This is a genomic window from Pseudomonas sp. PS02288 (assembly GCF_029959715.1).
In the GTDB taxonomy this organism is placed as follows: domain Bacteria; phylum Pseudomonadota; class Gammaproteobacteria; order Pseudomonadales; family Pseudomonadaceae; genus Pseudomonas_O; species Pseudomonas_O kuykendallii.
Genome location: NZ_JASCPA010000014.1, coordinates 33,877 through 51,996, shown reverse-complemented (window position 1 = coordinate 51,996; position 18,120 = coordinate 33,877). Strand labels below are relative to the sequence as shown.

Here is an 18,120-nt window from a genome sequence, read left to right as displayed (position 1 = left end):
ACGGGCGATCTGGCGCCAGCAGGTACAGGGGGCTACGCGCGGTACGGATCAGCGCCCGCGCAAAGCGCCCGATGTCAGTCCGCGCTGGCCTCGACGCGTTGCTGCAGCCAGCCCTGTACCAGGCAGGTGGAAAAGGGCGAGGTACTGCAGTCGCCATTGGCCAGCGCCCGTCGAATCGCCGGAGCGTCGGCGCTTTCCACGTAGGCGATGGCATCCTCCATGCGTCGCGGGTCGCCGAAGCCGCCGTGCTGCATTTCATCCAGCGCCGCCTGTTTGCTCCAGCCCTCGATCACCTGGCGGTACATCGCCGCCATCAGGCCGGTGCGGTCGCGGCCGTGCTTGCAGTGGATCAGCACCGGCCCGTTCGCCTGGGCGCGTTGTACGGCGCGCAACACCTCGATGACGTCGGCATCGTCGACGCGATCCGCGTGCAGCGGAATGTTCACCCGCTGTACGCTGGAGTCGCCGAGCCAGGGCGCGTCGCTGTCCTCGATGAAGCTGATCACCGTTCGTACCCCGAGCTTTTCCAGCTGCTGGCGGTTGGCGCGCGCCGGTAGCGCGCTGCGATAGAGGGTGGGAGACATCCGATAGAGGTTGAACGTCCCGTTCAGGGGCGTCGCCCAGGTTGGCGCGCGGGCGCCGCCCGTTTCGCCGGTCGTGGTGGCGGCGAAGCCAGGCAGCGAGGCCAGCAGCCCGCAGAGCAGCATCGCCCAGGCTGACGGGAAGAGGCGGGTCGGGATTGATACGAGTCTCATGGAACGCTCCTGGTGGGTCGGGAGCGATCCTGTCGCAGGGGCTGTGAAGCGCCGATGATGAACGAGTGAAAATTCTGTAGTGAGCGCCCGTCGGGCAGTTTCATCGTTCAATCGTCGGACGGCGCCATTATCGGGGCGCGGGTGGGTGTTCAGCCTGTGTCGGCGCCCGATACAGTGATCCAGGGGCGACGCCAGCGGCCGTCGGCATGCGTCGTCCGCAGCGCCGGTAAGCGCCCATAGAAGTACTGAGTGCCCATGGATGGCTAATTGAGGGGAACGGCGATGGACGATTCATCAGTACACGAGGATGGCTCTGCGATCCGGATTCTTGGCTCGCGCCCCTCCCGTGTGCCCGACTTCGAGCGTGAGAACCGTGCCCTGGCGGAACTGGCGGACGCCATGGCGGAAAGTCCGGCAACCGTTCTGCAGAGGCTGGTCGAGCTGGTGGTCGAGACCTGCAAGGCGGATTCCGCTGGTGTCAGCATTCTCGAGACGGACGCTGCGGGCGTGGAGTGGTTCCACTGGCACGCCGTCGCCGGTTGCTGGGCGCCGCGGGTGGGAGGGCGGATGTCGCGTTTCGCCAGCCCCTGCGGCGAGGTGATCGACCGCGACACCAGCCTGTTGCTGCGCGATCCGGGCCGGCGCTACGCGGGCGCCGCGCTAATCGATCCACCGGTCATCGAGCTGCTGCTCACGCCGTTTCATGTCCAACACCAGCCGATCGGCACGCTCTGGGCAGTCCGCCACGATCCGGACGGCCAGTTCGATGCCGAGGACTTGCGCCTGCTCACCAGCCTGTCGCGCTTCGCCTCGGCGGCGCATCGGGCGATCAGTGCCGCCACCGAGCTGCGCGCCAGCGAGGCGCAGTTCCGCGCGTTGGCCCAGGCAATGCCGCATCACGTGTGGATGGCGCTGCCCAACGGTCTGCTCGACTGGTTCAACGAGCGCATCTACGACTATACCGGGGCCACGCCGGGCGACCTGGAGGGCCACGGCTGGCGGCACATCATGCATCCCGCGGACATGCCGCAGACGGCCGAGCGCTGGCAGGCGGCGCTGCTCAATGGCGACACCTACGAAGCCGAATTCCGCCTGCGTCGGCGCGACGGTGTGTACCGCTGGCACCTGACCCGCGCACTGCCGGTGCGCGACGAGCAGGGCGCGATCATCCGCTGGGTCGGCACCAACACCGACATCGAAGAGCAGAAGACCGCGTCCCAGGCGCTGGCCCGGCTCAACGAGACGCTTGAGCAGCAGGTCGCGGAGCGCACCGCCGATCGCAACCGCCTCTGGCAGCTGTCCGGCGACATCATGACCCTGTGCCGTAAGGATGGAACCCTGCTCGCCGTGAATCCTGCCTGGACGCGCGTGCTCGGCTGGAGCATGGAGGAATCCGTCGGCCGCAACGCGCTCGACTTCGTGCATCCTGACCACCAGGAGCGAGCCCGGCAGGACATGAGCCTCGTCGAGGACGGCGCGAGTATTTCCGGCATCGACAGCCAGATGCTGCACAAGGACGGCGGCCACCGCTGGATCACCTGGGGGGCGGTCTTCAGTGACGGGGTGATCAGCGGCGTGGGGCGCGATTTCACCGCGGACAAGGCGCGCGCCGAGGCGCTGCATCTCGCCGAGGAACAGCTGCGCCAGTCGCAGAAGATGGAGGCGATCGGCCAGTTGACCGGCGGCATCGCGCACGACTTCAACAACCTGCTCACCGTGATCATCGGCTCGCTGGACATGCTCAAGCGGCGTCTGGACGCCCAGCGCAGCGACGGCATCGAGCGCTTCATGGACGCGGCGTCCTCGGCCGCACAGCGGGCCGCGGCGCTCATCCACCGCCTGCTGGCCTTCGCCCGCCGGCAATCGCTGGACACGCGGCCGTGCAACGTCAACCTGCTGATCGAGGGCCTCGACGACATGCTCAGGCGCACCCTGGGCGAGCGCATCAGCCTGGAGACCGCGCTGCACCATAACCTCTGGCACGCCCTGAGCGACGCCAACCAGTTGGAAAGCGCGCTGGTAAACCTCGCCATCAACGCCCGTGACGCCATGCCCACGGGCGGCCACCTGAGCATCGACACGGCGAACACGGTGCTCGACGACTCCTACACCTCGGGCCTGGAGGCGGTGTCCAGCGGCGAGTACGTGGTGATCTCGGTGTCCGATACCGGCTCGGGCATGTCTGCGGAAGTGCTCGCCAAGGCCTTCGACCCGTTCTTCACCACCAAGCCGCTGGGGCAGGGCACCGGGCTGGGGCTGTCGATGATCTACGGCTATGCCAAGCAGTCGGGCGGCCACGTCAGGATCTACAGCGAAGTGGGTCGCGGCACCACGGTGAAGCTCTACCTGCGCCGCGCGCCGGATGAGCAGCTGCCGCTGGAAGTCGAATCGCCCCGCGCGCCCTACGGTCTGGGCGAAACCGTACTGGTGGTGGAAGACGAGGCCAGCGTGCGCATGCTGATTACCGAGGTGCTCGACGTGCTCGGCTATCGCTACCTCGAGGCGGCGGATGCGAAGGCCGCCCTGGCGCTGCTCGGGCGCGAGCCGCAGATCGACCTGCTGGTCACCGACGTCGGCCTGCCCGACATGAACGGCCGCCAGCTCGCCGATATCGCCCGCGAAGGTCGCCCAGGACTCAAGGTGCTGTTCGTCACCGGCTATGCGGAGTCCACCTCGGTGCGCGGTGGGCTGCTCGCCGAGGGCATGGAGATGATGACCAAGCCGTTCGCGCTGGATGCGCTGGGCAGCAGGATCCGCGAAATGCTCGAAGGCTGAATGGCGTTCCGACGAGCTGCAAGCCGTCTGGCAGGCCTGGCTGAACTTCACCGCCGCCGCTCCGGTCATTTGCGTGAGCGCCAATTCCGGCGTCTAGCGGAGAGTGTGGAGATGGTGGTACGGGTCGAAAGAGTCGAAGGCACGCAGCCGTTCTGGCGGCTCTATCTCAACGATTTCTACTTCGTCTGCGCCAGCCATGAAGAAGCCCAGGCGCTGAAGTACAAGGCGCTTGCCGCCAATCAGTCGCTGTACAGCGCGCCCACGGCCGCCGCGGTGCGGGAGATTGAGGTGCTGTCCTGATCCGCGGCGCTGTTGCTGGTTCATCCTGGACCGCTTTGCAACGGAGGATGGCCCGGGTCTGGTGCCCGCGCACAACGAAGATGCCCCTGATCTGATCGGCGCCGCAACTGAGGTAGGGTATGCATGCCCGACCCTGCGGAGAACGCCATGGAAACGCTTACCGATCTTGCCCGGCAACTGGGCGAGTGCCTGAAACCACTTGCCGCCCAGGTCACCACCGCCGAATCCTGCACCGGTGGCGGCATCGCCGAAGTCATCACCCGCATCCCCGGTAGCTCCGCCTGGTTCGAGGCCGGCTACGTCACCTATTCCAATACCCAGAAAACCGCCCAGCTCGGGGTTCCGGTCGAACTGTTCGCGCGGGTTGGCGCGGTCAGTCGTGAGGTCGTCGAGGCGATGGTGCGCGGCGCCTGTAGCCGCAGCGATGCGCGTTTCGGCGTGGCGGTGAGCGGCGTCGCCGGCCCGGACGGCGGTTCCCCGGAGAAGCCGGTCGGCACCGTATGGCTGGCCTGGGCGGACGGCGAACGGCTGTTCGCGCAACGCCGGCAATTCCCTGGAAATCGCGACCAGGTTCGCCACGCCACCGTGCAGGCCGCCCTCGAAGGACTTATCCGACTAGCTGCCGGAGAAAATCCCGAGCGGGGGTAGGCGACCGGCCAACCCTGTGCTCTAATACTGGCTACTTATACAGTTGTCGTGGCCTCTGGCCCACTTGAATCGAGAGGACTTCAATGGACGAGAACAAGAAGCGCGCCCTGGCTGCGGCCCTTGGCCAGATCGAAAAACAATTCGGCAAGGGCGCGGTGATGCGCATGGGCGATCATGATCGCCAGGCCATTCCCGCCATCTCCACCGGCTCGCTGGGCCTGGACATCGCGCTCGGCATCGGCGGCCTGCCGAAGGGCCGGATCGTCGAGATCTACGGCCCGGAATCCTCGGGCAAGACCACCCTGACCCTGTCGGTGATCGCCGAAGCCCAGAAGCAGGGCGCGACCTGCGCGTTCGTCGACGCCGAGCACGCCCTCGACCCGGACTACGCCGGCAAGCTCGGCGTCAACGTCGATGACCTGCTGGTCTCGCAGCCGGACACCGGCGAACAGGCCCTGGAAATCACCGACATGCTGGTGCGCTCCAACGCGGTCGACGTGATCATCGTCGACTCCGTGGCCGCTCTGGTGCCGAAGGCCGAAATCGAAGGCGAGATGGGCGATACCCATGTCGGCCTGCAGGCTCGCCTGATGTCCCAGGCCCTGCGCAAGGTCACCGGCAACATCAAGAATGCCAACTGCTTGGTCATCTTCATCAACCAGATCCGCATGAAGATCGGTGTGATGTTCGGCAGCCCGGAAACCACCACCGGGGGTAACGCGCTGAAGTTCTACGCCTCGGTGCGCCTGGACATCCGCCGTACCGGCGCGGTGAAGGAGGGCGAGGAAGTGGTCGGCAGCGAGACCCGTGTCAAGGTCGTCAAAAACAAGGTGGCACCGCCGTTCCGTCAGGCCGAGTTCCAGATTCTTTACGGCAAGGGCATCTACCGCAACGGCGAGATCATCGACCTCGGCGTGCAACTCGGTTTCGTCGAGAAGTCCGGCGCCTGGTACAGCTACCAAGGCAACAAGATCGGCCAGGGCAAGGCCAATGCCGCCAAGTTCCTGGAAGACAACCCGGAAATCGGCAACGCCATCGACAAGGCGATCCGCGACAAAATGCTGGTCGCACCGTCCGACAGCAAGGCCTCTGCGGTCGCGGCCGACGAAACGGCTGACATCGACCTCTGAGTCGCGGCATGCCCGTCGTCCTCGACACACCGGTCGCGGTACGCCGGGCGGCCATGGATCTGCTCGCGCGGCGTGAACACAGCCGCGTCGAGCTGACCCGAAAGCTGCGCAAGCGCGGCGCCCCTCCCGAACTCATCGACAGCGCATTGCAACGGTTGGCCGAAGACGGCCTGCTCAGCGACGCTCGCTACCTGGAAAGCTACGTTTCGAGCCGCGCGCGTGCCGGTTACGGGCCGCAGCGCATTCGCGAAGAACTGGGCCAGCGTGGATTGCAGCGCGACGATATCGAACAGGCGATGCAGCGGTCGAACATCGACTGGAGCGAAAACCTGCGCGACGTCTGGCAGCGCAAGTTTCGTGGCCAGCTTCCTACCGATGCCCGCGAGCGCGCCCAGCAGGGGCGGTTTCTCGCCTACCGCGGTTACTCCCTGGAAATGATTGGCCGGCTGCTACGCGGCGCCCTGGACGATTGAGCTGCCACCTTCGGTGGTCTCGGCATTCAACAGGTGCTTCGTTCCTGCCTGGCTGCCGCCAGGTCTGGCGGACATTTCTCCTGCTCACCCATCGATCTCGCCCCCGCCACCGACAACGGCCGTACCGGCGGCGCGGTGGAAAAAGCTTCGTTGTCAGGTTTCGTCAGCGCAGTCGCATCTGCCTCAGGATCGCGCACCCGGCAAGGACGATCCGGCCGTATCGCCCAGGAGTGCCTTGCAGGAAGGAATGACTTCGCATGATGGGCGAGGCCTGACTGAGCGCTTGTCGCTCGGGCGGCTGCGCGTGCATGACCTTGAAAGCCTGCCAAGCGCCAACAGGCGTCCTTGCGGAACGCCGGCTGACGTGGGCGAACGGCCCGATCAGCGCTTCGCCCAGTGCTCAGGGCGATTGACGAAGTCCAGCAACTCGCGCAGGCGGCCGTGGTCGCGGCCGGTGAAGGCGAAGACCAGCCACGTCAGCTGGCTGAGCTCCGGTTCATCCTGTTCGGTCTCGTCGTAGGGCAGTTGCTCGAAGCTGCCGCTCAGGCACAGGTCGGTGAAGTCCTGGCGCAGCCGGTCGAGCGCGGCTTCGCTGAGTGAATGGCGCAGGCGCAGGACATAGCGGTTGTTCAGCCAGCGGCTGGAGTGGAAGTTGCGATAGAACTGGTCGATTTCGTCCGCCGCGTCCGCCACGTTGTTCACCAGGCGCATCAGCTTCATGTCGCCCGGCAGGATGTAGCGGTTGTCGCCCAGTTGCCGGCTGATGAACTGCAAGGCGTCCCGCCAGTAGCTGCCGGCGGGCTCGTCCAGCAGGATCACCGGGACCAGCGGGCTTTTCCCGGTCTGGATCAGGGTCAGCACTTCCAGCGCCTCGTCCAGCGTGCCGAAGCCGCCCGGGCAGAGCACCAGGGCATCGGCCTCCTTGATGAAGAACAGTTTGCGAACGAAGAAGAAGTGGAACGACAGCAGGTTCCCGGTGCCGTCGACGGTCGCGTTGGCGTGCTGTTCGAACGGCAGCGTGATGTTCAGCCCCAGGCTGTGATTCAGGCCGGCGCCTTCGTGGGCGGCCGCCATGATGCCGCCGCCAGCGCCGGTGATGACCATCTGCCCGCGCTGCGCCAGGGTCGCGCCCAGTTCGCGGGCCAGCGCGTACAGCGGATGCTCGATGGGCGTGCGCGCCGAGCCGAACACGGTGACTTTGCGGCGGCCCTTGAACTGCGCGAGCGTGGCGAAGGCGTGCTCCATCTCGCGCAGGGTCTGCAGCATGATCTTTGCGTCCCAGCGGTTGCGGTCGGCCTGGGCCATGCGCAGCACGGTGGCGAGCATCTCGCGGTACAACGGCAGGTTGCGGCTGTTTTCCGGGACGCGGGCCTCGACCAGTTCTTCGAGGCGTCGCTCGAACTCCTCCTCGCTGTGGGCGAGCGGGGAGCGGGCTTCTTCGATGGGATGGGTCACGCAACTTCTCCTTCGTCGTCCGGCCATCCACGGGCGCGAAACGGCATTGACGCCAGCGAGCCCGTACAGCGGTCGGGCTGAGCGGATGGCCCACACGGGGGGGCGGAATCGCGCCGGCGTTCGAATCGGGTTTTGTCGGCCTCGCACCCATCGTGGGGGGCGTAGGCCGTCAGGGCAGATCGAAACGCGCGTCGTGCGGCGCCGCAAAAGACGCCTCGGACGATGAGTGTTGACGCGCTTCGATGGGCCTCAGTTTACCCGCGTGGGGCAGAGGGTTCAGCAGGCAGGACGGCTCGCGCCGCGCAGACGGCCCTCACTGGGCGCAGTCTGCCTTGGAGAAGCGCGCAGTGCCGACCGGCTTATTGGTCTGGTATTCGGAGAACTCGTAGCGCAGCAGGGCGCCCTGGTCGAGCAGCTTGCGGTAGCCGGGGTTGCCGCAAACGCTCGCGGTGAGCTGGGCGCGTACCGCGTCCGGGTTGGCGCGCATCTTCGCGGCGTGCGCCGGTAGCACGCTGAGATGGTTGATCAGCTCCTTGCCCTCGGCGGTGTAGCCCTGGTCGAGGATGTCCTCGTTGATCGCCCGCGGAGTGCCGACGCTGCTTTCCTTGGCGACCTTCTGCAGCATGGCGGAAAGCTCGGTTTCCTTGAGGGATGCGGCCTGCGCGGCAACGGGCAGCAAGGCGCAGAGGACGAGGGCAGTGAAACGCGGCATGAGGTTCTCCGGAGCGAATGACAGGGGCTTGGACCGGTCGCGTGCCTGGGCGTTCGCCGCGACTTCCGAGGGAGGCGATTGTGAGCCGAAGCGGGAGCTGACGAACAGGGTCGCTTAAGTGTTACCAAACGCGACAGCGAAAAGATGGCTTTCTGCCTTCCCCGACCAAAGATCGGGGAAATTCCGCGGATGTCCGCAGTCAGAATAGCGCCCAGGTTGCGACAACACGCCCAGGGAAGGCAGGAGGCCTGACTGTATCGAGCCTCCAGGCTGACAGCAGAATGCTCTAGGAGCTGAGAATAATGACAAGAAAGCCCCAGCGTTGGCCTCTGGCCATGCTTGCAGGCGGCCTGGTGGCCGCCCACCTACCCACGGCGCTCGCCTCGGGTTACCACTTCGGTTCGCAATCGGTTTCCGCCCAGGGCACCGCCCACGCCAACGGCGCCGAGGCGGCCGATCCTTCGACCATCTTCTACAACCCGGCGGGCCTCACCCGGCTCAAGGGCGATCAGGTCACCAACGGCATCACCATCGTGATTCCCCGCGGCGAATACCACGACAACGGCAGCGTGGACGTCTTCGGTAACCCGGTTGAGGGCAACGCCGGCTCCTACCTGCCCGATTCCGCCGCCGCGCCGAACCTGTACATCTCCCATCAGGTGAACGACAACGTCACCATCGGCCTGGGCATCTTCACGCCCTACGGCGCCAAGCTTGATTATCAGGAAGACTGGGCCGGCCGTTACGGTATCCAGTCGGCGAATCTGCTCACGGTGAACTTCAACCCGAGCATCGCCTACCGCTTCAACGAGCACCACAGCGTCGGCTTCGGCATCTCCGCGCAGTACATCAAGTCCACCCAGCGCGGCGCGGCGGACGTGAAAGGCGCGTCGCGGCAACTGGCCGGGCAGTTCGTCGATGAGAATTATGCGGCGACCTTCCTCGCCGCAGCGGCGGGACAGTTGAATCCCATCCTCGACCCGCTGGGCCTTGGGGTGCCGGAGCAGATTGCCAGTTGCGATCCGCTGCAGAGCCGCGACGCCTTCGTCGATTGCGTGGCCTCGAACTTCGCCGACAACGTCAACGGCGACGGCTATTTCCGCGCCAAGGGCGACGACTGGGGCTTCGGCTGGAACATCGGCTACATGTGGGAGCCGACCGAGAACACCCGGTTCGGCATCGCCTATCGCTCGCACATCCGCCACACCCTAGAGGGCGACACCAAGTGGAGCTTCGCCGGCGTTAGCGGCGCGGTGCCGGACCCCTCCACGCCGCCGGAAGACATCCTCTCGGTGCTCGACCCGAGCAATTGGATCAACCCGGGCGATTTCGCTGCCACGCGCCTGCACCCACTGCATTCCAAGGGCAAGAGCAACATCGACACGCCGGAAACGCTGTCCTTCAGCGCCTTCCATCAGCTCAACGAGCGCATCGCGCTGATGGCCGACCTGACCTTCACCGGCCACTCGCGGCTGGACACCGTGAGCCTGGCGATCGACGAGACTCCCGGCTACCCGTACTTCAATGGCGTCAAAGAGGGTGATCTGTCGGTCAAGCAGGACTGGAAGGACACCTACAAGATCTCCCTCGGAATGAACTACCAGTACACCAAGGACCTGATGCTGCGCACCGGGGTGGCCTACGACAAATCGCCGGTGAACGGCACCGACCTGCGCCATCCCGGCTTCCCCGACGCGGACCGCTACTGGCTGTCGTTCGGCGCCAACTACAAGTTCACCCCGGAGACCTCGGTGGACCTGGCCTACAGCTTCGTCAAGTTCGATAGCGGCAAGATGGACTACACGGACGGTTGCTCGCCGGCCGGCTGGGTGCCCGGCGCGGGCGGGCTCTACCAGGACAGCGGGGTTCGCTGCACCGGCAACGGTGGCACCTACAGCGGCGAGTACAAGACCCGCATCCACTTCATCGGATTGGCGCTCAACCACAGCTTCTGATGCCTGGGGCGGTGCCGGCGGGTCTGTTAGACTCGCCGGCCCTTCGCCAGTCCCCGCCGATCATGCATGCCGTCGCCCGCCTGCGCGCCGAACGCCTCGCCCGCAGCCTGAAACCCTTCGTCGCCCGTGGATCGCGTGCGCCACGCTGTCCCGATTGCCGAATCCAGTTCAGCCACTGCGTATGCGCCTGGCGGCCACGGGTGGAGACGCGTTCGGCGATGTGCCTGCTGATGCACGACGTCGAAGCGCTGAAACCGAGCAACACCGGCTGGCTGATCGCCGACCTGGTACGCGATACCTCGGCGTTCGGCTGGCTGCGCACCGCGGTCGACCCAGCGCTACCGGCGCTGCTGGAAGACCCGCAGTGGCAGCCGTACCTGGTGTTCCCCGGCGAGTACGCGGCGCCCGAACGGGTGGTCGACGAGGTGCGGGTGGAAGAGGGCAAGCGGCCGCTGTTCGTCCTGCTCGACGCCACCTGGACCGAGGCGCGCAAGATGTTTCGCAAGAGTCCCTACCTGGATCGCCTGCCGGTGCTCAGTCTGCAGCCCGAGCAGCTCTCGCGCTACCGCCTGCGCCGCTCCAAGCGCGATGATCACCTGTGCACCGCCGAAGTCGCCGCGCTCTGCCTCGAGCTGGCCGGCGATGACGCCGCGGCCGATGCGCTGGGCGTCTACCTCGACGTGTTCACCGCCCATTACCTGGGCGCGAAATATCACCACGAGATCGACTCGCAGGACGACGCGCACCAGCGCCTGAAAGCCTTCCTGCCGTAGGGTGGATCGCGCTTTACCGATCCACCAGGCACTGCGTCATCCCGCCTGCGCCGACAGCCGCGCCACGAACGCCAGGGTCAAACCGCTTTCCTCGGCCACAGCTGCGCCACCAGCATGCCGGCGAACATCAGCGCGCAGCCGATGTAGCCTTTCGGCGCGAGCAGCTCGTCGAGGAACAGCGCGCCGGCGAGGGCGGCGAACACCGCCTCCAGCGAGAGGATGATCGCCGCATGGGAGGCGATGGCGTGTTTCTGCGCCACCACCTGCAGGGTGTAGCCGATCGCCACGCCGCACAGCCCGCCGTAGAGGATCGCCGGGCCGGCGTCGAGAATCGCCGCGAGGTGGATGTCCTCCAGGCACACCGCCAGCAGCAGGCTGACCACCGCGCAGGTGGCGAACTGCAGCAGCGCCAGACGCAGCGGATCGTGGCGGCTGGCGAAGAACCCCACCAGCAGAACATGCACGCCCCAGACGAACGCCCCCGCCAGTTGCAGCCAGTCGCCCGAGGCGACGTGGAAACCCTCGCCGACGCTGAGCAGGAACATCCCCACCACCGCCAGCGAGGCGCCCAGCCAGGTGCCGGCGCCGGCGCGCTGGCCGATCAGCAGTCCGAGCAGCGGCACGATGATCACGTAGAGCCCGGTGATGAAGCCGGAATTGGTGACGCTGGTGAACAGCAGGCCGACCTGCTGCAGGTTGATCCCCAGCGATACCGCCAGGCCCATGCCGATGCCGCCCAGCACCAGCCCCCGACTGAGCGGCTGGCGCGGCTGGCCGTTTCGGGCGCGCCCGAGGAACAGCACGATCGGCAACAGCACCAGGCTGCCGAGGGCGAAGCGCAGACCGGTATAGAGGAAGGGACCGACCGAGTCCATGCCGAGGCGTTGCGCGACGAAGGAAAACCCCCAGATCAGGGCGGTCAGGACCATCAGCAGGTCGGCGCGCAGGGCGTGGCTTCGCATGGAGACTCTCGGCGGAAAAAGGCGCAGACTTTGCCGCAAAGCCCGCAGCTTGACCACCCCGGCATCGCTCGGCATGCTTGGCGCCGCTCAGAGGGGTGTTTAGGAACGATGCGGGTCCGTGTGGCGTCGAAATCGGCACCAGGGTGCTCATTCACGCCGGATGGCCGGGCTTACCAGCCCAGCCGTCGTTGGCTGATCCGCGTTGCCCGGGATCGCGCGTTACGTCCGTAACACCCTCTCGAATGTTCGGGCCCAACAAGAAATAGGGATATGTCATGGCCGCCCACGAAATTCTCATCGCCGACGATCACCCGCTGTTCCGCAGCGCGTTGCACCAGGCTCTGACGCTGGGGCTGGGCAGCGGCGTGCGGCTGGTGGAAGCCGCCAGCATCGCCGAGCTGGAAAGCCGCCTGGCGGAAAAGGGCGACTGGGACCTGGTGCTGCTCGACCTGAACATGCCGGGCGCCTACGGGTTCTCCGGCCTCGTGCTGCTGCGCGGTCAGTACCCGCAGGTGCCGGTGGTGATGATCTCGGCCCAGGAAGAGGCCGCGGTGGTCGCCCGCTCGCGGGAGTTCGGCGCCAGCGGCTTCATTCCCAAGTCCAGCCCGCTGGAAGTGATCCAGCATGCCGTGCGCGCGGTGCTCGATGGCGACGAGTGGTGGCCGGTGCTCTCGGACACCGCGGTCAGCGTCTCCGCCGAAGCCAAGGCCGCCAGCGCCGGCCTCGCCAGCCTCACCCCGCAGCAGTTCCGCGTGCTGACGATGGTGTGCGAGGGTCTGCTGAACAAGCAGATCGCCTACGAGCTGAGCGTCTCCGAAGCCACCGTGAAAGCCCACGTCACCGCGATCTTCCGCAAGCTCGGCGTACGCACCCGCACCCAGGCCGCGCTGCTGCTGCAGCAGATGGAAAGCATCCCGGCGAACTGATCGCCGCCTCGCTTCACGTTTTCTTGACCGACCGCCGCCTAGCATCGTCCCCTCGAACAGCGAGGGGCGCAGCATGTCACCGTACAAAGGACAGGTCGGATTCAAACGCGTCTTCAATGCCACCGGGTATTCCCTGGCCGGGCTGCGTGCCGCCTTCCGCGGCGAGGCGGCGTTCCGCCAGTTGGTGCTGCTCAACCTGGCGCTGATTCCGCTCAGCTTGGTCTTCTCGGTCAGCCGCGGCGAACGCGCGATGCTGATCGCCGTGTGCCTGCTGGCGCTGATCGTCGAGTTGTTCAATTCGGCGATCGAGGCGGTGGTCGATCGGATTTCCCTGGAGCGGCACCCGCTGTCCAGGGATGCCAAGGACATGGGCAGTGCCGCCCAGTTCGTCGCGCTGACGATGATCGCGGTGGTCTGGGCGCTGATCCTGCTGGGCTGATCAGGCGATCGGCAGCAGCTGCACCTGGTCGCTGCGCTCCACGCCAGCGGTGAGTTGGCGGCACTGTTCGAGGAACTCGCGCATCGCCGCGGTCTGGTACTTCTGCCGGTGCCAGATGAAATAGAACTGCCGGCGCAGGTCCAAGTCGGGCGTTTCCAGCGCCACCAGACTGCCGCGGCGGAAGGCGTCGCGCAGCGCTAGGCGCGAGATGCAGCCGATGCCCAGGCCCGACTCCACCGCGCGCTTGATCGCTTCGGTATGTTCCAGCTCCAGGCGCACGTTCAGTTCGGCGAGGTGGGTGCGCAGGGCCTGCTCGAAGGTCAGCCGCGTCCCCGAACCGCTTTCGCGCAGAATCCACGCCTCGGCGGTGAGCTCCTCCAGGCTGGCCCGGCCGCGACCGGCGAGCGGATGGCCGGGCGCGCAGAACACCACCAGTTCGTCCTGCACCCAGGGTTGCACCTCGATGTCCGGGTGCCGGCAATCGCCTTCGATCAGCCCGAGGTCGAGTTCGTAATGCGCCACCTGCTGCACCACGTTGGCGGTGTTCTGCACCTGCAGCTTCACCCTGCATTCCGGATGGCGCTGCATGAAGCTGCCGATCAGCAGGGTCGCCAGGTAATTGCCGATGGTCAGGGTCGCGCCCACCGCCAGCGAGCCGAAGCCGCTGCGACCGTCGAGAAGGTTCTCGATCGCCTTGGCCTGGTTGATCAGCGCCATCGCCTGGGGTAACAGCTGATGGCCGAGGGCATTCAGACTGACGCGCTTGCCGGCTCGGTCGAACAGCTGGCAGTCGGTCTGCCGCTCCAGTTCGGTCAGCGCGGTGCTCGCCGCCGACTGGGAAAGCGCCAGCGATTCGGCCGCGCGCGAGACGCTTTCGTGCTGGGCCACGGCGACGAAGATCTGCAATTGCCGGAGGGTAAAACGCATATCTATATAACCGATAACCCTTATCTTGATAATTCATTTAACAGATATTGTGGGCGCGATTAGAATCCCGCGCAATTCTCTGCCCGCCTGGGCGGCTGCTTCTACCTGGAGACCCCGAATGAGCAAGTTGGCGACCGAACGCGTTCTCAGTGTTCATCACTGGAACGACACCCTGTTCAGCTTCAAGGTGACCCGCGATCCAGGGTTGCGCTTCCAGAATGGGCAGTTCGTCATGATCGGTCTCGAAGTCGACGGTCGTCCGCTGCTGCGCGCCTACTCCATCGCCAGCCCGAACTACGAAGAACACCTCGAGTTCTTCAGCATCAAGGTGCAGGACGGCCCGCTGACCTCGCGCCTGCAGCACCTCAAGGAAGGCGACGAGCTGATCGTCAGCCGCAAGCCCACCGGCACCCTGGTGCTGGACGACCTGCTGCCCGGCAAGCACCTCTATCTGCTCAGCACCGGCACGGGCCTGGCGCCCTTCATGAGCGTGATCCAGGACCCGGAGACCTACGAGCGTTTCGAGAAGGTCATCCTGATCCACGGCGTGCGCTACGTGAACGAAGTGGCTTACGAGCAGTTCATCACCCAGGAACTGCCGGAAAACGAATTCTTCGGCGACGCGGTGCGCGAGAAGCTGATCTATTACCCCACCGTCACCCGCGAGCCCTATCGCAACCGGGGTCGCCTGACCGACCTGATGCGCAGCGGCAAGCTGTTCAGCGACATCGGCCTGCCGCCGATCAACCCGCAGGACGACCGCGCGATGATCTGCGGCAGCCCGAGCATGCTCGACGAGACCAGCGAAGTGCTGAACAGCTTCGGCCTGAAGATTTCCCCGCGCATGGGCGAGCCCGGCGACTACCTGATCGAGCGCGCCTTCGTCGAGAAGTGAGTGAGTCGATGTGAAAAAGCCCGCCTTCCGGCGGGCTTTTTTGTGGGCGCTTTTCCCGGCGGTCTTGTGAGGCGCCGCTGGGAAACTCAGCTGACCTGCAGCACGCGGATGGTCCCGGCCTGCGGGTAGTGCCATTGCACGTCGACGTCCCACAGCCGTGCGCCGTAGCGGCGTTCGGGCTCGGGTTGCTGATAGGCCGGGCGCGGGTCTTGCGACAGGCACTGCTCGATCAGCTCCACCAGCGGCTCGCCCAGGCGCTGCGCGTGCTCGCGGGCTTCCTGCAGCGCCAGATCGTTCCACTGCACCGGAATCGAGGTCGGCGGCGTGGGTGCGATGCCGTTGCGCGCCTGCGCGACGCTGTCGGCGTAGGGCACGTAGGGCTTGATGTCGAGCACCGGCGTGCCGTCGAGCAGGTCGATGCCGGACAGCCACAGGCGCCCGGTCTCGATCTTGTCCAGCTTCACCACCGATTGACCGATGCCGTTCGGACGGTGGGTGGAACGGCTGGCGAACACGCCTATCGAGCGGTTTCCGCCCAGGCGCGGCGGGCGAACCTTGAGCCGCGGCTGGTCCTCGAGCGCCTGGTGGAAGAGGAACAGCAGCCAGACGTGGCTGACCTGCTCCAGGCCGTCCAGGGCCTCGGCCTTGTCGAAGGGCGGCAGCAGTTCCAGCACGCCGCGTGCGGCCGGGGCCAGGTGTGGCTGGCGCGGGATGGCGAACTTCTCCTTGAAACAGGAATGAACGTAGCCGATGGGAGAAACCTGATAAGACATCGTTGGGGCTCGTCGCGGGTTGCGGTCCTCAGGGCTTGCAGGCCGCATTGCGGAAGGGACCACTGACCCGCTGCCAGTTCGGCGCGGGGCTGTGCTGGGCACAGACGCGTCGCTCGCTGTCGGCGCTCTGCCACCAGTACCAGGGCGCTGGCGCGGCTATCGCGGCGGCGCTCCAGCCGCAGACTAGAAGCAGTAGCACGGCGAGGAAGGGGCGTGAACGCATGGTGGGTTCCGGGTTTGAGTAAAGCAGACGCGCAGGATAATGGCTGCGGCCAATCGCGCCAACCGCGCGCGGGGAGCTCGCTGCGGAGCACCCCCGCGCACCGCCGCGGCCCGTTGAACTGCTCTAGGATGCGGCGCTGCCCGCCCGATCATTCACGGAACAAAGTGCCATGCCCGAACGGCCCGATGTGCACCAGGAAGCCTTCGCCCGCCACCTCGCCGACCTCTGGCCGAGCGTCGAGGCGGCGCCGCGGCTGCACGGCTTCCCGATCAGTCGTCATCCGGCCTGGAAGCAGTGGCGCGCGCTGGCCGGCCAGGAAGCGACGAGCTGGTGGTGCGTCTCCCTTGAGCAGGCGCAGCGGCATTACTCCTGGACGCAGCGCGAGTCCGGCGAGCCGTTCGAGGTGTTGGCCGCCGGTTTGCGCGCGGCGCTGGACGAGGGCGACGAGTCGGGTGCCCGGCATTTCTGCCTGGCGATCTTCACCTGGGGCGGCGTGGCGAAGAAACCGAGCGACGGCTCGCGGCTGTGGGTCGAGCGGCAGTTCGCCAATGCCACGCTGTGCCGTCAGACGCTCGCCGCGGTCGCCCTGCTGCAGCCGGGTTCGATGGCGTCGCTGGCGCGCTTCGATGGCGCCGACCTGCTGATGAACGCGGCGATGACCAAGGTCTACGCGGCGGCTTCGCCGGCGTCGCTGATCATCTATGACGGTCGTGTCGGTGCCGCGCTCGGGCTGCTCGCCCGGCGTCTGCTGGCGGCACAGGGTACGCTCGGTGTGCCGGCGTCGCTGGCGTTCCGCTGGGGCGCGGCGCAGACCAGGCCTTACGATTCGCGCAATCCGTCGCAGGCGGGCTATGCGTTCCAATCGCTCTACCAGCAGTCGCGCCGCGCCGAGCGGCATCCCGACCGGCTCTGGGCGGAGCTGGTGCGCGGCAGCTCGACGATACTGCTGCGCGCGCGCGAGTTGCTGGCCGAGCGCGGCATTCGCGCGAGCCTGGGCGACTTCGAGCAGGCGCTGTTCATGCTCGGCTTCAACGTGCGCTATCCGCTGCACGACGAACCCCGCGCCGGGGCCCAGCGCCTTCCGGCAACCTGCGCCTGACCACGGAGCCCAGCATGACCTCGACCTGGCATTTTGACCCCACTCCCGGCGCCGCCAACCGGCTGCCCGGGGCCGTGCTGGAGGCCGTGCGATCGGCGCAGCGCGCGGTGGTCTTCGGCGGCGCCGGTATGTCCGCGGAAAGCGGTATCGCCACTTTTCGCGATGCCCAGAGCGGCGCGCTCTGGTCACGCTTCGATGCCGAACAGTTGGCCACGCCGGAGGCCTTCTTGCGCGACCCGGAGCGGGTCTGGGGCTGGTACGAATGGCGCCGCATGCAGGTGCTGCAGGCACGCCCGAACGATGCCCACCGGGCGGTCGTCGAACTGGCGCAGCGCCTGCCCCAATTGCGCGTGATCACGCAGAATGTCGACGACCTGCACGAGCGCGCCGGTAGCCGCGAGGTGCTGCACCTGCACGGCAGCCTGCACCAGGCGCGCTGCTTCGACTGCGCGGCGGCGCACCCGCTGGACGCCATGCCTGACGAACCGGAAGCCGGGCGCTACCTGGCGCCGCCGCGTTGCCTGCGCTGTGGCGGGCCGGTGCGGCCGGGCGTGGTCTGGTTCGGCGAAGGACTGGATCCGCACGTGCTGGACGCCGCCTTCGCCGCCGCCGGTGCCTGCGACCTGTTCCTCAGCGTCGGCACCTCGGGGCTGGTGCACCCCGCGGCCCAGTTGCCGGACGTGGCCCGGCAGCAGGGCGCGACGCTGCTTCACATGAACCCGCAAAAGCCCCAGGGCGTGTCCGGCGAGGACGTCTGCCTGCTCGGCCCGGCCGGGCAGATCCTGCCGCTGCTGCTGCACCAGGCCTGGGGCTGAGCAGCGCCGTCCGGCACCCGGAGGGAATTCGCAAGGCGCTATCGGGCTCTCATGCAGTGAGTGCCCCATCCATCGTTGGAGGTAG

19 protein-coding genes are annotated in these 18,120 nt (G+C 66.7%); 12 read left to right on the top strand and 7 right to left on the bottom strand.

From position 1 onward, the window contains the following. Positions 1-74: 74 nt before the first annotated feature. The gene (locus QMX85_RS08305) at positions 75-755 is read right to left on the bottom strand and encodes a dual specificity protein phosphatase family protein (protein ID WP_282339758.1); all 681 of its coding nucleotides are present in this window, start codon (positions 753-755) and stop codon (positions 75-77) included. A 282-nt stretch (positions 756-1,037) separates the two neighbouring features. Between QMX85_RS08305 and QMX85_RS08300 the strand changes: the two genes are divergently transcribed. From QMX85_RS08300 to recX, 5 genes are all read left to right on the top strand, one after another. Next, the gene (locus tag QMX85_RS08300; protein ID WP_282339756.1) at positions 1,038-3,530 is read left to right on the top strand and encodes a PAS domain-containing protein; all 2,493 of its coding nucleotides are present in this window, start codon (positions 1,038-1,040) and stop codon (positions 3,528-3,530) included. Positions 3,531-3,641: 111 nt separating this feature from the next. Further along, positions 3,642-3,830 carry a hypothetical protein gene (locus tag QMX85_RS08295; RefSeq protein WP_282339754.1) on the top strand — a complete coding sequence of 63 codons (189 nt, stop codon included), beginning with the start codon at positions 3,642-3,644 and terminating at the stop codon, positions 3,828-3,830. A 147-nt stretch (positions 3,831-3,977) separates the two neighbouring features. After that, positions 3,978-4,478 (top strand): CinA family protein, encoded by a 501-nt coding sequence (locus tag QMX85_RS08290; protein WP_282339806.1) that lies wholly within the window; start codon positions 3,978-3,980, stop codon positions 4,476-4,478. Between the two features lie 83 nt (positions 4,479-4,561). Next, complete coding sequence (recA, locus tag QMX85_RS08285) at positions 4,562-5,608, top strand: recombinase RecA (RefSeq protein WP_090226715.1); 1,047 nt, start codon at positions 4,562-4,564, stop codon at positions 5,606-5,608. Between the two features lie 8 nt (positions 5,609-5,616). Next, positions 5,617-6,081 (top strand): recombination regulator RecX, encoded by a 465-nt coding sequence (gene recX, locus QMX85_RS08280; protein WP_282339749.1) that lies wholly within the window; start codon positions 5,617-5,619, stop codon positions 6,079-6,081. A 381-nt stretch (positions 6,082-6,462) separates the two neighbouring features. On the opposite strand, the gene QMX85_RS08275 is transcribed toward recX, so the two are convergent. Then, positions 6,463-7,524: a TIGR00730 family Rossman fold protein gene (locus QMX85_RS08275; protein WP_282339804.1), complete on the bottom strand. Its 1,062-nt coding sequence runs from the start codon at positions 7,522-7,524 to the stop codon at positions 6,463-6,465. A gap of 325 nt (positions 7,525-7,849) precedes the next feature. After that, on the bottom strand, positions 7,850-8,248 hold the full coding sequence (locus QMX85_RS08270; RefSeq protein ID WP_090226723.1) for a quorum-sensing-regulated virulence factor family protein: 399 nt from the start codon (positions 8,246-8,248) through the stop codon (positions 7,850-7,852). Positions 8,249-8,550: 302 nt separating this feature from the next. Between QMX85_RS08270 and QMX85_RS08265 the strand changes: the two genes are divergently transcribed. Together QMX85_RS08265 and QMX85_RS08260 are read left to right on the top strand one after the other, a co-directional pair. Then, complete coding sequence (locus tag QMX85_RS08265) at positions 8,551-10,203, top strand: OmpP1/FadL family transporter (RefSeq protein ID WP_282339746.1); 1,653 nt, start codon at positions 8,551-8,553, stop codon at positions 10,201-10,203. A 59-nt stretch (positions 10,204-10,262) separates the two neighbouring features. Beyond that, a complete protein-coding gene (locus tag QMX85_RS08260; RefSeq protein ID WP_282339803.1) occupies positions 10,263-10,976 on the top strand; it encodes a tRNA-uridine aminocarboxypropyltransferase in 714 nt (237 codons plus the stop codon). A 77-nt stretch (positions 10,977-11,053) separates the two neighbouring features. On the opposite strand, the gene QMX85_RS08255 is transcribed toward QMX85_RS08260, so the two are convergent. Beyond that, on the bottom strand, positions 11,054-11,938 hold the full coding sequence (locus QMX85_RS08255) for a DMT family transporter (RefSeq protein WP_282339744.1): 885 nt from the start codon (positions 11,936-11,938) through the stop codon (positions 11,054-11,056). Between the two features lie 275 nt (positions 11,939-12,213). On the opposite strand from QMX85_RS08255, the gene erdR reads away from it, so the two are divergent. Together erdR and QMX85_RS08245 are read left to right on the top strand one after the other, a co-directional pair. Beyond that, positions 12,214-12,864 (top strand): response regulator transcription factor ErdR, encoded by a 651-nt coding sequence (gene erdR, locus QMX85_RS08250; protein ID WP_090226733.1) that lies wholly within the window; start codon positions 12,214-12,216, stop codon positions 12,862-12,864. A gap of 73 nt (positions 12,865-12,937) precedes the next feature. Beyond that, entirely contained in the window at positions 12,938-13,303 is a 366-nt protein-coding gene (locus QMX85_RS08245; RefSeq protein ID WP_282339739.1) for a diacylglycerol kinase, read from the top strand. Here the strand turns inward: QMX85_RS08245 and QMX85_RS08240 are convergent, their stop codons facing one another. Beyond that, complete coding sequence (locus tag QMX85_RS08240; RefSeq protein WP_282339737.1) at positions 13,304-14,230, bottom strand: LysR family transcriptional regulator; 927 nt, start codon at positions 14,228-14,230, stop codon at positions 13,304-13,306. 118 nt (positions 14,231-14,348) lie between these two features. Between QMX85_RS08240 and fpr the strand changes: the two genes are divergently transcribed. Beyond that, entirely contained in the window at positions 14,349-15,125 is a 777-nt protein-coding gene (gene fpr, locus QMX85_RS08235; protein ID WP_282339735.1) for a ferredoxin-NADP reductase, read from the top strand. Between the two features lie 86 nt (positions 15,126-15,211). Here fpr and tsaA read toward each other — a convergent pair whose 3' ends face one another. Both tsaA and QMX85_RS08225 read right to left on the bottom strand, forming a co-directional pair. Continuing rightward, entirely contained in the window at positions 15,212-15,898 is a 687-nt protein-coding gene (tsaA, locus tag QMX85_RS08230) for a tRNA (N6-threonylcarbamoyladenosine(37)-N6)-methyltransferase TrmO (protein WP_282339733.1), read from the bottom strand. 28 nt (positions 15,899-15,926) lie between these two features. Beyond that, the gene (locus QMX85_RS08225) at positions 15,927-16,121 is read right to left on the bottom strand and encodes a hypothetical protein (protein WP_282339731.1); all 195 of its coding nucleotides are present in this window, start codon (positions 16,119-16,121) and stop codon (positions 15,927-15,929) included. Between the two features lie 169 nt (positions 16,122-16,290). Between QMX85_RS08225 and QMX85_RS08220 the strand changes: the two genes are divergently transcribed. Both QMX85_RS08220 and QMX85_RS08215 read left to right on the top strand, forming a co-directional pair. Continuing rightward, a complete protein-coding gene (locus QMX85_RS08220; protein WP_282339730.1) occupies positions 16,291-17,220 on the top strand; it encodes a hypothetical protein in 930 nt (309 codons plus the stop codon). A gap of 14 nt (positions 17,221-17,234) precedes the next feature. Then, the gene (locus tag QMX85_RS08215) at positions 17,235-18,035 is read left to right on the top strand and encodes an NAD-dependent deacylase (RefSeq protein WP_282339728.1); all 801 of its coding nucleotides are present in this window, start codon (positions 17,235-17,237) and stop codon (positions 18,033-18,035) included. Positions 18,036-18,120: the final 85 nt, after the last annotated feature.

Coding starts and splice junctions, on each gene's coding strand:
- QMX85_RS08305 (WP_282339758.1), bottom strand. CDS start 755: ATGAGACTCGTATCAATCCCGACCCGCCTCTTCCCGTCAGCCTGGGCG.
- QMX85_RS08300 (WP_282339756.1), top strand. CDS start 1,038: ATGGACGATTCATCAGTACACGAGGATGGCTCTGCGATCCGGATTCTT.
- QMX85_RS08295 (WP_282339754.1), top strand. CDS start 3,642: ATGGTGGTACGGGTCGAAAGAGTCGAAGGCACGCAGCCGTTCTGGCGG.
- QMX85_RS08290 (WP_282339806.1), top strand. CDS start 3,978: ATGGAAACGCTTACCGATCTTGCCCGGCAACTGGGCGAGTGCCTGAAA.
- recA (WP_090226715.1), top strand. CDS start 4,562: ATGGACGAGAACAAGAAGCGCGCCCTGGCTGCGGCCCTTGGCCAGATC.
- recX (WP_282339749.1), top strand. CDS start 5,617: ATGCCCGTCGTCCTCGACACACCGGTCGCGGTACGCCGGGCGGCCATG.
- QMX85_RS08270 (WP_090226723.1), bottom strand. CDS start 8,248: ATGCCGCGTTTCACTGCCCTCGTCCTCTGCGCCTTGCTGCCCGTTGCC.
- QMX85_RS08265 (WP_282339746.1), top strand. CDS start 8,551: ATGACAAGAAAGCCCCAGCGTTGGCCTCTGGCCATGCTTGCAGGCGGC.
- QMX85_RS08255 (WP_282339744.1), bottom strand. CDS start 11,938: ATGCGAAGCCACGCCCTGCGCGCCGACCTGCTGATGGTCCTGACCGCC.
- erdR (WP_090226733.1), top strand. CDS start 12,214: ATGGCCGCCCACGAAATTCTCATCGCCGACGATCACCCGCTGTTCCGC.
- QMX85_RS08245 (WP_282339739.1), top strand. CDS start 12,938: ATGTCACCGTACAAAGGACAGGTCGGATTCAAACGCGTCTTCAATGCC.
- QMX85_RS08240 (WP_282339737.1), bottom strand. CDS start 14,230: ATGCGTTTTACCCTCCGGCAATTGCAGATCTTCGTCGCCGTGGCCCAG.
- fpr (WP_282339735.1), top strand. CDS start 14,349: ATGAGCAAGTTGGCGACCGAACGCGTTCTCAGTGTTCATCACTGGAAC.
- tsaA (WP_282339733.1), bottom strand. CDS start 15,898: ATGTCTTATCAGGTTTCTCCCATCGGCTACGTTCATTCCTGTTTCAAG.
- QMX85_RS08225 (WP_282339731.1), bottom strand. CDS start 16,121: ATGCGTTCACGCCCCTTCCTCGCCGTGCTACTGCTTCTAGTCTGCGGC.
- QMX85_RS08220 (WP_282339730.1), top strand. CDS start 16,291: ATGCCCGAACGGCCCGATGTGCACCAGGAAGCCTTCGCCCGCCACCTC.
- QMX85_RS08215 (WP_282339728.1), top strand. CDS start 17,235: ATGACCTCGACCTGGCATTTTGACCCCACTCCCGGCGCCGCCAACCGG.